This window comes from Streptomyces sp. GQFP (genome assembly GCF_021545335.1).
Lineage (GTDB): Bacteria > Actinomycetota > Actinomycetes > Streptomycetales > Streptomycetaceae > Streptomyces.
The window spans coordinates 1043322-1058235 of record NZ_CP089312.1; the positions used below are offsets into that span (position 1 = coordinate 1043322).

Consider the following 14914-nt stretch of genomic DNA (forward strand, 5'->3'; position numbering starts at 1 on the left):
CCCCGAGGAGGAGGACATCGTGTCCATTCGCCGCTCGTCCATCGTGCTCGCATCCGTGGGTCTCGTCCTGGCTGCCCTGGCGGTGCTGGTCCGTTACGTCGTCGTTCCGATCGCCACGAAACTGCCCGGCGACACCGACGAGACCGTGCGCTATTCCGGCAGGGCCACGATGCTCAACAGCGAGGCCCTGCAGTCAGGAGATACCGCGCACGCCATCGACTCGAACGTCCCCATCACCGTCGACCGGCGACTGCGGGTCACCTCGACACACGGCGACACGGCGGTCATGAAGGACGTTCTGACAGTTCACGCCGGGAGTCAGGATCTGCTCAGCACCCATACTTACGCCATCGACCGGAAGGACATGAGGGGTTCGACACCACCGTCCGGGACAAGCGTGGAGCCGTCAAAGGGCGCCCTGAGCTCCGCCTTCCCGGCCGACGGCAAGAGGGACGACTCCTGCACGTTCTACGATTCGACCACCCGCGCCGTCGTGCCCGTCCAGTACACGGATAGTGCGACACGGGAAGGACGTGCGGTGAACGTGTACAAGATCACGGCCGCCGGCCCGGTCAAGGATCCCTCGATGCTCAAGACACTGCCGGCGGCCCTCCCGAAGAAGCTCGTCGGCGGTCTGGGCGCCAGCCTGCCTGAGGCCACCCGGGCCAAGTTCACGCCCGCCGCGGTTGCCGCTCTGCCGGATCCGGTGCCGCTCGCCTACACCGGGAAGACGACGATCCTGGCCTACGTCGACCAGCAGACCGGCATCGCCATCGACCAGACGATCGACCAACAGGTCATCGCCAACACCGTACTTGAGGGGAGCCGGACCAGTCTGCTGCCGGTGTCCGCCTTCAACTTCAAGATCACCCCTGCGAGCGTGAACGATCTCGGTGACCAAGCGGCATCGGCCGGCCTGCTTCTGACTCTCATGACCGACATCGCGCCGCTCGTCCTGCTCGTCATCGCGGCCGCACTCATCCTGATCGCGTACCTGCGCAGGCGCAGGCCGCAATGGGCCACCTCCGCGATATCTGACACCGACGCCGCGACTGGGAAACTCGTCGCCTGAGCGGGGCAGCCTTCGGGGAACCCGGCACACCAAGCTGCTCGTCCGGCGCCGGTGACGCCGGACGGGCAGGGTACAACCACCCCGTACCAGGCCCAGTCGGCCCGTGGGAGTACGCAAAAAGCCTCCCGCTCGCCTTGTTATACATCTCACACATGTGTTTAGGTCCGACGGCTTGCCCCCATCGCCCGCTGGTGATTTCGCAACACCGGCGGACCTGCGTCGCAGCCCCGTCCACCCCCGTGCTCAGCCGAAACGTCACCGACAGGGGCGACGGACACCAGTTGTAGTCGAACGGTCTGCGTGCGTAGCAACGCCCAACCCATAACAGGCATAGCAACTCTCAAACCACAAAAGGGCGTTCGGTGCACATCCCGGATGGGTTGACCCCCGTCCTCATGCTCGGTTACATACCAACCCAACCGCGCGGCGGGCACAGTCGCCCACCGCGATTCCACAGGTGTCCGGCGTACCCGCCGTGCTTTCGACCACCGGCTAGCCCCTGCTGGCATGTGTTCGCGTGCCCAGCCGGTTCGTCAGACGCTCGACGCGCCGCCCTGGAAAGGAATCCGCTGGTGCTCCAGCCCTCAGCCGCAGCTCCCGTTCTTCGCTGTGCCATCGAACGCAGGGGGGTGCGGTGAGCGGGCGCCGGGGCAAGTCCTCAGGCAGAGCTCCGGGAAGGACCCGCGGCCGCAGCATCCGGGGCTCGCTGATCGCGCTCGCGCTGGTCCCCGCGCTGGCCCTGGTCGTGCTGTGGGCCAGCGGCTCCGCCGTACTGCTCAACCAGTGGCGGTCGGCCGACAATGCCGCCGAGACGTCGAAGACCGCGTTCGCCCTGATGCCCGTCATGGCCGAGCTCCAGAAGGAGCGTCAGCAGACGGTCGCCGAGCTGGCGTCGGACGGGAGCCGTTCCGCTCTCGACACCCAGCGGCGCCGGACCGACGCCGCGCTCGCCACCTTCCGCAAGGCCGATGACATCGGCAAAAGCGGATCCGCGGAGTTCCTGGCCAAGCTCGCGGACGTGCGCGAGCGACTCGCCGGACTGACCGCCGAACGGACCGCGATCGACGACGGGAAGAAAACCCGGCAGCAGGCTTACGCCGACTACTCGACCACCGTGCTCTCCATGCTGAACCTGTTCGGCATCATGAGCAGCAACGACGGCGACGTCGCCACCCAGGCCTACCGTGCCCTGGTGTTCATCCGCGGATTGGAGGCGCTGACACAGGAGGGCGCGGTCCTCGCCGGAGTCGCGGCATCCGAACGACTGAGCACCAAGGAGCGGGCCGACCTGACGGCCGCGACGGCGGTACGCGACTACACCTTCACCAATCAGGTGATGCCGTACCTGCCCGCGAACCATCAGGCCGCGCTGAAGAAGATCTTCGCCGGCCCGGACTGGGCGGCCCTGACCGCCTTCGAGGCGGCCATCCCCGTCTCGTCCAAGGCGGACGACGGCACCATCACGGTCTCCCGTGTCCCGGCTGCCGCCGTGGCCGCCCCGGCCCGCGCGGCCACGGCGGTGCAGGGCGTGCAGTTCCAGTACCTGGCGGACATCCAGAAGCAGGGCGAGGCCAACGACGACACGCTGCTCGACAGGGTGCTGCTGGGCAGCAGCCTCGCGCTGGCCGCGGTGCTCGCGATCGCGGTGATGTCCCTCCGTATCACGAGGTCGCTCATCGGCCGCATGTCCAGCCTGCGCAGGGAGACGCTGGAGCTGGCCCGGGACCGGCTGCCCGAGCTCGTCACCAGGCTGCGCACCGAGGGCAGCCGGGCCGACCTCGACGAACTGCCCGAACTCGACTACGGGTCCGACGAGCTGGGAAAGGTCGCCGACGCCTTCAACGCCGCCCAGCGCACCGCCGTGGCCGTCGCGCTGGAGCAGGCCGAAATGCGCGAGGGCACGCGGCTGGTGTTCCTCAACATGTCCCGCCGCACGCAGGTCCTGGTGCACCGCCAGCTCACGGTGATCGACGGCATGGAACGCAGGGAGCAGGACCCCGAACTCCTCGCCGACCTCTACACCGTCGACCATCTCGCGACCCGGATGCGACGCAACGCGGAGAGCCTGACCGTCCTGTCCGGTGCGATACCCCGGCGCCGGTGGAAGCAGGCGGTACCCCTTGAGGACGTACTGCGCAGCGCGGTGTCCGAGATCGAGGGCTACGCCCGGGTGGTGGTCGAACCGATGCCGCCGATCGCGGTGACCGGACCCGCGGTCGGCGACACGATCCATCTCATGGCCGAGCTGATCGAGAACGGCGTGGCCTTCTCCCCGCCGCACACGGAGGTACGGGTGCGGGCGCTGCCGGTGGCGCAGGGCATCGCGGTCGAAGTGGAGGACCGGGGCCTCGGACTGTCGGAGCAGGAGTACGCGACGGCCAACGATCTCCTGCACAATCCGCCGGACTTCAGCTTCAGCACGCTGGGCGACGACCCCCGCCTGGGCTTGTTCACCGTCAGCCACCTCGCGCAGCGTCACGGCTTCACCGTCACCCTGCGCCCCTCGTCGTACGGCGGATCGATGGCCGTCGTCGTACTCCCGCAGGCTCTCACCGAGCCGGTCGTCCGCCCCGCGCCGATGCCGTTGGACAGCCGGGCCGACCGCCACCTGGCCCCCGTGGAAAGCTCCCCGCCGGCCGGGGTGACACCCAGCGGGATGCCGAAGCGCGTGCGTACGGTGCCGCACGCCGCCCCTGCCCCTGTTCCCGCCCCTGCCCCGACGGCCCAGGCCCCGGCACCCGCACCCTCCTCGTCGGGCCCCCGCAGCCCCGTCACCGGCCGCCTCCCGCGCCGGGTTCGGCAGACCCACCTCGCGCCACAGCTCCTGGAGAAGTACGCCGACCCGCAGCACGGCCACGACACCGGGCAGAACGCCGACGAGCGTCGGCCGGAGCACGCGCGCTCGATGCTCGCCGCTCTCCGGGACGGCACCCAGCGGGCCCGGGCCGAAGCAGAGGTCCCCCATCACGACTGGTCCGCCACGCCTCCCGACGAACAACGCCCGCTGCTCACCCGCCCACGTCCGACAAGGAATACCCCATGACAGCGACCAACACGACGCAGAACGGGCTGGCCTGGCTCCTGGACGGCCTGATCACGCGGATCCCGGAGACCCGGCACACGATCGTGCTGTCCGAGGACGGTCTGCTCGTCGGCGCCTCCGAGGGGCTGGCCCGCGAGGACGCCGAGCAGCTCGCGGCCATCGCCTCGGGCCTCCAGTCCCTGGCCCAGGGCACCAGTCGGCACTTCGGCGGGGGCCGGGTGCAGCAGACCGTCATCGAGATGGACGATCTCTTCCTGTTCGTCACCACCGCGGGCGGCGGCGCCCGCCTCGCCGTACTCGCCACCGCGGCGGTGGACGTGGGCACCGTCGCCTACGAGATGGCGATGCTCGTCCGGCAGGTCGGTCAGTACCTCAGCGCCGCTCCGCGCTTCCCCGAGTACCGGATCCCCGGCCCAGCAGCCGGTGGTGAGCATGGATGAGGCACTGGTCGCAGGAAGACCCCTGGTCGGACGAGAGCACAGGTCCGCTCATCCGCCCCTACACACTGACCGGCGGTCGGACCCCGCCGATCCACACCGACATCGAACTGATCTCGCTGGTCAGCACCATCCGACCGCCGACCCGCGCCGATCGGCTGCAACCCGAGCAGCAGCAGATGCTCGCGCTGTGCCGTGCCCCCACGGCCCTGGTGGAGATCGCCGCCCGGCTCGACCTGCCCATCGCCGTGGTGCGGGTGCTGCTCGGGGATCTGTTGGACCACGAGCTCATCTCCGTCTCCTCCCCCTCCGCGGCCGGCACCCCCGACGCCCGTTTTCTTCAGGCAGTGATCGATGGCATTCGTAGACTCTGACACCGGCGAGACCACACTTGCCCGCAACGCGGCTTCGGCCAAGATCCTGATAGCCGGCGGGTTCGGAGTCGGCAAGACCACCCTGGTCGGCGCGGTCAGCGAGACCGCGCCGCTGCGTACCGAGGAACTCATCACCGAGGCCAGCGTCGGTGTGGACGACATGGTCGGCATCGAGCAGAAGTCCACGACGACGGTCGCCATGGACTTCGGCCGGATCACCGTCAGCTCCGCGCTCGTCCTCTACCTCTTCGGTGCGCCGGGGCAGGACCGCTTCTGGTTCATGTGGGACGACCTGTCCCGCGGCGCCCTGGGCGCGGTCGTGCTGGCCGACACCCGGCGACTCGACCAGTGCTTCGCGTCCGTCGATTTCTTCGAGCTCCGCGGCATCCCCTTCGCGGTGGGCGTCAACTGCTTCGACGGCCGGTGCGAGGAGGACCCGGACGAGATCCGCGCCGCGCTCGACCTGTCCCCCAGCGTGCCTCTGGTGCTGTGCGACGCCCGCGACCGGGAGTCGGTCAAGTCCGTGCTGGTCTCGCTGCTCGAACACGTCATGCGGGGACTGGAGGCCGAGGCCTCGACGGATCACCAGACGGTGTAGCCGCCGTCCTGACCGGTCCGTGCCGGCGGTTCCGGGGCGCCGCGGTGATCGGGAGCACTGCCCCCACGGCGGCCCGGCCGCGGCGCCGGAGTGCGCACTCCCCGATACCGCCCTCGGGGTGTGCCGCGTCCGGGCCCCCTCCCCCAGCCGAGTTCCTCCGCCACCCGCCACGCCGTCACCGGGTGGGGCACCCTTCGGCCGGACCCCGTCCCTGAACCGCTGCGGCTCGTCGTCCCTGTATGCCGTGGTGATCCTGGGCCGCCGCCTCCAGCCGGCGCGAGCCGCGGATCGATCGAACCCGCCCGGCCGACCGCCCCCGGGCGCCGGGCATGAGAGCGCGCCGGGGGCGAGAGGTCAGCGGGTGTAGAGGAGTGTGCCGAAGCCCGGGTGGTCGCCCTGGAAGGCGGCGCCCTCGGGGCGGAGGTTGGCGGCGACCTGGGAGGTGTAGCCGGCCCAGCCGCCGAGCCGCTTGACGTAGTGGTTGTAGACCATCTCGTAGATCGGCCGGAACTCGCCCCGGTAGCTGCTGGAGATGGTGTTGTAGGTGACCTGGCAGCCGCCCCAGGGCGTGTAGGCGACGGTGTTGCCGAGGTTGTAGCTGGCGGTGTACTCGAAGCCGGACAGCAGTCGGCTGTCGGCGGCCCCGTACAGGTCCAGGCCCTGGATCCAGCCGGTCTCGCAGATCTCCGCCAGGGCCCCGAGGATGTTCTGGGTGTGCTGCTGGTCGCGGCCGCTCTCGGTGCACTGCCCCACGGTGTTGATCATGCGTCCGAGCGAGCAGCAGCTGTTGGTGTAGAAGGCGTTGTACGCGGAGTTGAACACGGTGAGGTTGTCGCAGAAGACGCCGATCTGGAACATGCCGCGTACGCACATCACGCCCCAGCCGCTGTCGTCGTAGCCCTCGATGACGGGGACGAAGACGTCCTCGAACATCGCGACGGTCTGGGCGATCTGGGAGGAGGTCCAGCTCCCGGAGGGCGCGGTGTAGCGCATGATCTCGCAGGCGGCGGCCAGCTTGGCCCCGTAGATGCCCGCGGCCAGCTTCGCCTCGGTGCCGGTGATCAGGGTGAGGGTGGAGGACCAGGCCTTGATGATCTGCAGGGCCTTGGTGGCGTGGGCCGTGGTGCCGGTGATGTACCACATCAGGGCGTTCTGGTAGGCGGCGTTGGCGTCGGTCCACAGCGCGTCGTTGCCGCTGTAGCCCGCCGTGCCACGCTGCACCGTCGCGTAGGGACCGGCCATCGCATACGACGACGACGAGTAACCGCTCGCCGCGAGCTGGTTGTACCCGGCCAGCCAGGGCGCGGCTCCGGCAGCGACCTTGCTCTTGATCCGGGCCAGATCGGTGCCGTTGTGCAGGATCCCCGGATGCGTGAACGCCGTCAGCGGGGAGGTGATCGCGCTCGCCGGGCCCGCCGTGGCCAGCGCGGTGGCGGGCAGCGCGGCCATGCCGGCGCCGATGACGGTGAGCTTGAGGAACTTCCGTCGTGCGGGGCCTTGTCCGGAGTCGGCGGTGAGTCCGTCGTTCATGGCGATTCCGTTTCTGCGGGTACGGGTGCGGGTCGCACGGAGTCCAACGCTCCGTATTTTTGCCAGCAGTTAACCCCGTCCACATCACCGCGGACCGAAGAGGAAACTTTTCAGCGCTGGATCCCGCCTGGACCCCGCAGCGCCCCCGCGGACATGCCGCCGAGGCCGCCGAGATCCTCGGCGGCCTGCGGTGAGGCATCGGTCAGGAGCAGTCGCGGCGATGCGCGGCGTACAGCACGACGGTGGTGAGCGGCGGCACCTTGATGTCGCGGCCCAGGGCGACGGGGCGGCCGGTTCTGAGATTGACGGCGGAGCCGGTGCCGGGGAGGCGGTGGGTGATGGTCTGGTCGGTGGTGGTGTTCATGGCGACGAGGTAGCCGGCGTACTCCAGCAGATAGAAGGGGGCCTTGCCGACGAGGACCTTCTCGACGCCGAGCGTGGTGGTGCCGAGGCCCGGGTCGACGTCGTCGGCGACGGGCGCCAGGTGGAAGGTCTCCCCCGCCATGGCCTGGTGCAGAGTGGGGCCCGTGTACGTCCAGCCGCCCGCCGGGACGGACGAGGCGCTGCCGGAGTCGTTGATGGCGAAGTCCCAGCAGACCCAGTCCTGGACGGTGAAGGTGTCGGCGTTCGCCTTGTCGAAGACGGAGGTCTCGCGGACGGTGGCCGAGCGCTCCGACTGCGGGGTGATCAGGTGGACGCGGGCCAGGTCGTTGACGCCCTGGCGGGCCCGCCAGTAGAGCGAGGAGTAGAGGATCTCCTCACCGTGCTTGACGGCGACACAGGCGTTGACCTCGTCCGTGAAGACGAAGTCGGGCCGGTCCCAGCCCGCCGGCATACGGCTGCTGGAGGCGGCTTGCTTCTTGAAGGCGGGCAGGTGCGTGGCGATGAACTTGAAGGCGCTCAGACCGACCCGGTTGTAGAGGCTGGTGCTCACCAGCAGTTCGAGCTGCGGCGCGAACTGGCCGTCGGCGATCATCTGCTGGCTCCAGCCCAGCAGGTCGGGGTCGGCGAAGACGGCGGTGGCCGAGATGGGGGTGTCGTCCCAGGCGGTGCGCTCGGTGTAGACGATGTCGCCGGGGAAGGGCTCGTTGCGCCAGCCGATCTGGGTCTCGATCCGGAAGGCCTTGTTGCCGTCGGCGTCCTCGGCCTGGTAGCGGAACCAGCCGCGGGCCTTGGCCATCTCGATCATGCGGTTCCTGAGCTTGGTGTCCTCGTAGCCGCCCTTGCCGTCGGTGACCGACTCGTAGATGCGGGCGAGCATCCCGGAGGTCTCGCCGTAGTCGGCGACGTAACCCAGTTCGCGGGACAGGCCCTTGGGCGTGACGACGAGGTAGTCCTTGCCCAGCGGCCAGCTCGCGGTGCCGTCCTCGGCCTCGGCGCCGCGCCAGGGCACCAGGCCGACGCACTCGTACACCCAGCGCATGGCCTTGTCCTCGTCCCAGGCGTCGTCCGGGGAGAGCAGCTTCAGGCCGCGGTTGCACTCGTAGATGCCGAGCGCGGTGAACATGGCCTGGTTGGTGTAGTGGCGCTGGTGCTGGCGCCAGTACTCGCGGCTGGAGACCAGCATGTCCTTGTACGCGGTCCGGCGCGGGACGGGGTCGGCGGCGTCCGGCTGGGGCGCGGTGATCTCGATGTCGTCGAAGTGGACGGTGGCGCCGCCGCTGGTGACCATCCAGAACTCGTACTTCGTGGCGCCCGACGGCACGGTGACGGTCTTGGTGAGCTGCTGCCAGTCCGTGGTGCCGGCCGCGACCCGGATCTCGGCCGATCCGCTGACGAAGTTGAGGTTGTCGTCCCAGAACTGCACGCTGACGCGCGGCGTGGTGACCGTGCCGTCGGTCTTCGCCCACACCGAGAAGGTGAGGTCGCCCGCGGCGGTCACCGCCTTGGCGCTGGGCGAGACCAGGAGGGTACCGCCGGAGGAGGCCATCTTGAGCGAGGCGGATCCGGTCCGGGAGACGTCGGTGTCACGGCTGTACGAGCCGCCGTTCGCCCAGCCGGGGACGGTCCAGCCGGTGGGGGTGGCGGAGCCCGCCTCGAAGCCGAGGTTGGCCAGGGGCGCGCTGGTGACGGAGGGATCGGGTGAGCTGATCACGACGTCGTCGAAGTACGCCGTCTCCCCGTTGGTGACGACCATCCAGAACTCGTACTTCGTCGCCCCGGCCGGGACGCTGAAGGTGTTGGTGAGCTGCTGCCAGTCCGAGGTGGCGGACGAGCCGGACGCGACGTAGGTGCTGCTCGACTTGCCGACGTAGGTGCTGCTGTCGTCCCAGAAGTGCGCCTCGATGTGGGCGCTGGAGCCGGCGGTCCTCACCCAGGCCGAGTACGTGAAGTCCCCCAGGCCGGTGCTGGCCTTGCCGCTGGGCGACACCAGCATGTTGCTGCCTGCGGAGACGACCTTCAGCGAGGCGCTGCCGCCGTGGGTGACGTCCGTGTCGCGGGTGAAGGTGCCGTCGTCGGCCCAGCCGGGGGTGACCCAGCCGTACGGGGTGTCGTCGCCGCCTTCGAAGCCGAGGTTGTTCAGCGAGGTCGGGCCGGAGGTGACGTTGCCGTCCAGGGCGTCCTGGATGTCGTCCCAGGCCGTGAACAGGGCCAGGCCCACCCGGCCGAAGCCCTCCCACTGCTGGTCTGAGTCGGTGAGGACCTTGCTGTCCTTCTTCCATGCCAGATAGCGGCTGTCGATGGCCTGGCAGACCTTCTCCAGCACGTCGGCGTTCTGGTAGGCCGGGGAGTCCGGCCAGTAGTAGCCGCGCAGCAGGGTCTCGTACGCCCACGCGTCCATGCCGTTCGCGGTGGCGCCGTAGACCAGGTTGTTCTGGTCCTTGAGGACCCGCGCCCTGACCTTGGCGATCAGCTCGTCGTCGGTGCTGGTGCGGGTCGTCGGTGCGTCCACGCTGCCGAACTCGTCGTTGCCGGCGGGCGTGAAGTGCGGTGCGGTGTGGGTGTAGGCCCGGTACAGACCGCGCGAGGGCTTGGTCATCGGGTAGTAGAAGTTGTTCGCCTGGCCGTAGGGCCAGATCCGGCCCATGGCTCGGATCTCGATCTCCAGGGTCTTCTTGCCCTGTGTGGCGCTGAGCGGCAGCGGAAGGGTGTGGCAGAAGAACCGGCCGGGCAGCCTGGGCGCGACGTCGATCATGTCGATGTTGTCCACCACGCACTGGTCGAACCAGCCCAGGGCCTTGCCGTCCAGGAAGAGCTGGAGCCGCCAGGCCTCGTCGGCGGTCTCGGCGTAGTCGCCGCCCCAGAACTTGACGGAGACGTAGTTGGCGGCCTTCGGGTCGACCTTGAGGGTGAACGCGGTGGTGCCGCCCCACCACTCGGCGGTCTCCTTCGGGTTCAACACCCGTGCCGACTGGCCGAGTTCGCCCGCGATGATGTCGGAGAGCTCGGAGCTGAGACTGTGCGCGGTCTCGGAGGCGGCGTTGCCGAAGACGACCGTGTCCAGGACGGACGCCGACGCCTTGGCCTGGCCCGCTGCCGAGGCCTCGGCGGGTATCCACCACTGGGCGTTGATCGCGGCGGCGCCGGCGACGGCTCCGGTTCCGCGCAGGATGTCACGGCGGCTGATCGCTCGCATGGGCGAGCCTCCTTGCTGGTCGGGAAGTGCGGCTGGTCGAGTCCGGCGGCGACGAGGAGTCGCCGGCTCGCCGGGGAAGTCGAGAGGTTCCAGGAGTGAATGACGTGCGCTCAGGTGCGCGGTGACGCCGTGCTGCCCCGCACCACCAGGTGGGTCGGGTGTTCGGCGCGCAGGGATTCGCCCGGCTCCCCGCTCATGGCACGTGCGAGTAACCCGATGCCGTCGGCGGCCATGTCAGCGATCGGCTGCCGGACGGTGGTGAGCTGCGGCAGGAGGCGCCGGGCCTCGGGGAGGTCGTCGAACCCGACCACGCTGAGGTCGCCGGGCACGCTGAGCCCTCGCAGCGTCGCCGCGCGGATGGCGGCTGCCGCCATCTCGTCCGAGCAGGCGAAGAGGGCGGTGGGCGGTTCGGGCAGCGCGAGCAGTTCCCCGGTCAGACGCTCGGCCAGTGCCGCGTCGAAGCGGGCGTAGCGGATGAACTCCGGCCTGTGCCGCAGGCCGGCGGCCCGCAGTGCCTGTCGGTAGCCGTCGACGCGCGCGGCGCTGGACGGCGTGCGCCGGTGACCGGCGAGCACGGCGATCCGCCGGTGCCCCAGGTCCAGGAGGTGCTCCGTGGCACGACGGCCGCCGCCGAGGTTGTCAGCGGTCACGGTCGGCACACCGGGCGGCGGTTCGGTGCCGGGATCCACCACGACGTACGGGATCCGGTGCACGGTCAGCCAGAGATGCCGGGTGGGGGGCAGCTCGGTGAGGGCGAACAGGGCCGCGGCGGTGCCGTGCGCATGGAGGCGGTCGAGCGTCCGCTTCGCTTGTCCTGGAGTCCCGTCACCCGCTGACCGATCTGTTCCGTTGGAGGTGACGACCACTCCGAAACCCGCCTCGGCCGCCGCGAGTTCCGCGCCTCGCAACACCTCGGCGGACCAGCCCCCTCCGAGACCGGGCACGACCACGTCGATGAGCGGGGCCAGGCCCGTCCGGTCCGGGCGGGGGCGTCGCTCGTAGCCGGCCCGACGCATCACCTCCTCCACCCGCAGCCGGGTGTCGGGGGCGACGTTCTGCCTGCCGTTGACCACACGGGAGGCGGTGGGAACCGAGACACCCGCCAGCCGGGCGATCTCGGCAAGGGTCGGTGACGACGAGGACGTACGTGACATGGCCCTCACCCCTCCCGGGCCTGGCGGCACAGCGACTCGGCGAGGTCGGTGCCGGCGTCGGAGAGCGTCATGGCCTCGGGCGGGCCTGGGTCGTGTCCGCAAAGTCGCCGCCGGGCGGGAGGGACTTTGCGGACACGGCCGAGGTCCGTACGGAACAGGTCGAGGGCGGTCATGGGCGGCCGTCCCGGTAGGTGGCGTAGGCGAAGTCGGCGTGCACGCCGGCGCCGTCGAGGTCGTGGACCCACAGGCCGAGCATCGCGCCGGTGAAGCCGAGGGTGCGCATCATGCCGTCGTGGAACTCGTCGGCGGCCTCGTCGGACAGGGTGGTGGCGTCGAGTTCGACCGGGAACTGCCGCGGCCGGCCGCCGATCTCGTACGAGAAGCGCAGCACGGGCCCGTCGAACTCGGCACGCAGCACCACCGAGTCGGCGTCCCCGACGGTGATCGCCGGTTCGTGCGCGGTGAGCCTGGCCGCCTCGCAGCTGAGGAGCCGCAGCACCGCGGTGCCGTCGTCGTCCGCGGTCAGGTGGAGGTAGTGCCAGTTCCGGGTGTTGTAGTACGCCGTGAGACCCGCGAGATGGTCGCTGGTGCGGGGCTCGAAGGTCATCCGGGTCTCGAAGACGCACGTCGGATCGGTGACCCGGCGGGCGACCAGGCTGGGGGCCCGGCGGCTGCCCGGGGACTGTCCGCCGAGGACGCGCAGCCGTCCGGGGGCGGGGGTGACCCAGTCCGGGGTGGCCGGACGACGCAGTGTGGACCACTCGGGGCCGAGACGCGGTGCCTCGAACAGGTCGGTCGCGGCGGGCTCGGGGACCGGGGCCGGGTGCAGTGCGGGGACGGGGATCTCCACCGCCGGGATGCCGCCGGCGATGCGCGGCCAGCCGTCCTCGCTCCACTCGACGGGCTGGAGGGCGGTCTCCCGGCCCAGGACACAGCGTCCTCGTTCCGTGTAGGGGCGGGCGACGATGTGCGCGGCGTACCACTGACCTTCCGGGGTCTCCACCAGGGAACAGTGGCCCGCCTTCTGCAGCACCAGTGCCGGGTCGTGACGGGACGTCAGCATCGGACCCGCCGGGTCGGTCTCGTACGGTCCCTCGATGGCGCGGGAGCGGGCGACGGTGGTCTGGTGGTCGTAGCCGGTGCCGCCCTCGGCGGTGACGAGGTAGTACCAGCCGTCCTTGCGGTAGAGGTGCGGGCCTTCGGTGACCCAGGCGTCCTTGGCCCGGAAGATGGTGCGGGGCTCCCCCGCCACCCGGCGCGCTGCCCGGTCGTAGCGCTGCAGCTGGATGCCGGCGAAGGACTCGTGGCCGGGCCGCCAGTCGAAGCGCATGTTCAGCAGCCAGCTGGAGCCGTCCTCGTCGGTGAAGAACGAGGTGTCGAACCCGCGGGCGTGCAGGGGCACCGGGTCCGACCAGGGGCCCTCGATCGAGGGCGCGGTGGTCAGGTGGTTGGGGAGGTCCTTCCACCCCTCGCCGTAGGTGTCGACGACCGTGAAGACGAGGTGGAACAGTCCGTCGGCGTACGACAGTCCGGGGGCCCAGATGCCTCCGGAGTCGGGCACGCCCTGGAGGTCGAGGAGGCGCTTGTCGTCGAGAACGCCGCCCAGGCAGCGCCAGTTGACGAGGTCGCGGGAGTGGTGGATGCGGACGCCGGGGTACCACTCGAAGGTCGAGGTGGCGATGTAGTAGTCGTCGCCCACGCGCAGGATCGACGGATCGGGCTCGAAGCCGCGCAGCACGGGGTTGCTCAGGGTTGCGGGGAGGGCGGCGGCCGGTCCGGGGGAGCGGAACCGGCCGCCGCTGGCCGTGGCGGTCATGATGCCGTTCGTCCTACTTCTCGTTGGCCTTGGCGTAGGCGTCGTCGAGCTTCTCCAGGGCGCCGTCGGCGTCCAGCTGACCGCCGAGCATCTCCTGGAGCGCGGTCAGGTGTACGGCCTGGACGGTGGCGTCGGGCCACGCCTGGTCGGGGGCGACGGTGAGCCGGCCGGCCTTCTGGGCGGCGAGGATCGGCTTCAGGACGTCCGTGGCCTGGTAGCTGCTCGCGGCCGGGAGCGCCGGGCCGCTGCCGGTCTGGGTGGCGACCAGGGCGATGCCCTCGGGGGAGGCGATGAAGTCGAGAAGCTTCTGGGCGAGACCCGGGTTCTTGGCCTTGGCGTTGATGGCGTACGCCGAGCCGATGCCGCCCACCGCGTAGGTGTCGGCGGCGTTGTCCGTGGCGGGCAGCGAGAAGAGGCCGAACTCGGTGCCGGCCGATGCCTTCTGCTTCAGGGCGGCCTCGGCGTTGGTGGCGATGATCACGGCCACCGAGTCCCCCTTGGCGACCCGGTTGATCGACTCGTCGTAGCTCGTGCCGTTGGGGCTCTCCTGGAAGCAGCCCTTCTTCACCATCTGCCCGAACTCGGTGAGGCCCTGCTTCCAGTCCGAGTCGGCGAAGGTCACCTCGCCCTTGGCCTGCTTGGCGGAGAAGTCGGGGTCGGGGCCGTAGACCAGGGTGGAGGTGAGGGCGTACGTGACCATCTGTGTGGTCCAGGACTCCTTGGCGCCTATGGAGAACGCCGACTTGTCCTTCGCCTTGGCCTTGGCGCACAGATCGAGCACCTCGCTGAAGGTCGTCGGCTCCGAGGCGCCGAGGTCCGCGAGGGCCTGCTTGTTGTAGAGGGCGCCGATGCCGGTGACGGTGACCGGGGCCCCGTACACCTTGCCGTCGACGGACATCGCGGTCCGGGAGGCGTCGTCGAGGTCCTTCGTCCAGGAGTCGGACGACACGTCCTTGAGCAGGTTCTGCTCGGTCAGTTCCTGGATGCTCAGCGGGTTGCCGCCGGCCGGCCAGACACGGATGACGTCGGGCGCGGTGCCGGCCGTGAGCTGGGTGCGGACCTGGGTCATGATGGCGCCGGCCGCGGGCACGGAGAGCTTCACCTTGATCTTGGGGTACTTCTTCTCGAACGCCTTGATCAGGGGCTCCACGTCGGCCTTCGTGTCGGTCACCATGGTGACCGTGCCCTCGTCGGCGGAGGCGCTGGTGGTGGCGGTGCCGCCACCGCAGGCCGTCAGGGCCGTTGCGGGCAGCAGGGCCAGGACTGCGGCGGCCGAGAGGGATCTTGCCTTGTTCACGACTACTCCTCGTTGA

11 protein-coding genes are annotated in these 14914 nt (G+C 70.0%); 5 read left to right on the forward strand and 6 right to left on the reverse strand.

The window, feature by feature from the left end; translation table 11 throughout:
- Nucleotides 1-19: 19 nt before the first annotated feature.
- The 5 genes from LUX31_RS04725 (at nt 20) to LUX31_RS04745 (ending at nt 5524) form a co-directional block, all read left to right on the forward strand.
- Complete coding sequence (locus tag LUX31_RS04725) at nt 20-1072, forward strand: porin PorA family protein (protein WP_235473317.1); 1053 nt, start codon at nt 20-22, stop codon at nt 1070-1072.
- A gap of 634 nt (nt 1073-1706) precedes the next feature.
- Nucleotides 1707-4115, forward strand: a complete 2409-nt coding sequence (locus tag LUX31_RS04730) for a sensor histidine kinase (RefSeq protein WP_235473319.1) — start codon at nt 1707-1709, stop codon at nt 4113-4115.
- Nucleotides 4112-4555 carry a roadblock/LC7 domain-containing protein gene (locus tag LUX31_RS04735; RefSeq protein WP_235473321.1) on the forward strand — a complete coding sequence of 148 codons (444 nt, stop codon included), beginning with the start codon at nt 4112-4114 and terminating at the stop codon, nt 4553-4555. The genes LUX31_RS04730 and LUX31_RS04735 overlap by 4 nt, the downstream gene beginning before the upstream one ends.
- A complete protein-coding gene (locus LUX31_RS04740; protein ID WP_235473322.1) occupies nt 4552-4926 on the forward strand; it encodes a DUF742 domain-containing protein in 375 nt (124 codons plus the stop codon). The genes LUX31_RS04735 and LUX31_RS04740 overlap by 4 nt, the downstream gene beginning before the upstream one ends.
- A complete protein-coding gene (locus tag LUX31_RS04745; RefSeq protein ID WP_235473324.1) occupies nt 4907-5524 on the forward strand; it encodes a GTP-binding protein in 618 nt (205 codons plus the stop codon). Before LUX31_RS04740 ends, LUX31_RS04745 begins: the two co-directional genes overlap by 20 nt.
- Nucleotides 5525-5878: 354 nt before the next feature.
- Here LUX31_RS04745 and LUX31_RS04750 read toward each other — a convergent pair whose 3' ends face one another.
- The 6 genes from LUX31_RS04750 to LUX31_RS04775 form a co-directional block, all read right to left on the reverse strand.
- The gene (locus LUX31_RS04750; RefSeq protein ID WP_235473326.1) at nt 5879-7054 is read right to left on the reverse strand and encodes an alginate lyase family protein; all 1176 of its coding nucleotides are present in this window, start codon (nt 7052-7054) and stop codon (nt 5879-5881) included.
- A 202-nt stretch (nt 7055-7256) separates the two neighbouring features.
- Nucleotides 7257-10631, reverse strand: coding sequence for a Tat pathway signal sequence domain protein (locus tag LUX31_RS04755; protein WP_235473327.1), 3375 nt, complete (start codon nt 10629-10631; stop codon nt 7257-7259).
- Nucleotides 10632-10741: 110 nt separating this feature from the next.
- On the reverse strand, nt 10742-11785 hold the full coding sequence (locus LUX31_RS04760; protein ID WP_235473329.1) for a LacI family DNA-binding transcriptional regulator: 1044 nt from the start codon (nt 11783-11785) through the stop codon (nt 10742-10744).
- A 5-nt stretch (nt 11786-11790) separates the two neighbouring features.
- Nucleotides 11791-11958, reverse strand: a complete 168-nt coding sequence (locus tag LUX31_RS04765) for a hypothetical protein (RefSeq protein ID WP_235473331.1) — start codon at nt 11956-11958, stop codon at nt 11791-11793.
- Complete coding sequence (locus tag LUX31_RS04770; RefSeq protein WP_235473332.1) at nt 11955-13601, reverse strand: glycoside hydrolase family 43 protein; 1647 nt, start codon at nt 13599-13601, stop codon at nt 11955-11957. Before LUX31_RS04770 ends, LUX31_RS04765 begins: the two co-directional genes overlap by 4 nt.
- Nucleotides 13602-13614: 13 nt before the next feature.
- Nucleotides 13615-14898: an ABC transporter substrate-binding protein gene (locus LUX31_RS04775; protein WP_235473334.1), complete on the reverse strand. Its 1284-nt coding sequence runs from the start codon at nt 14896-14898 to the stop codon at nt 13615-13617.
- Between the last annotated feature and the right edge of the window lie 16 nt (nt 14899-14914).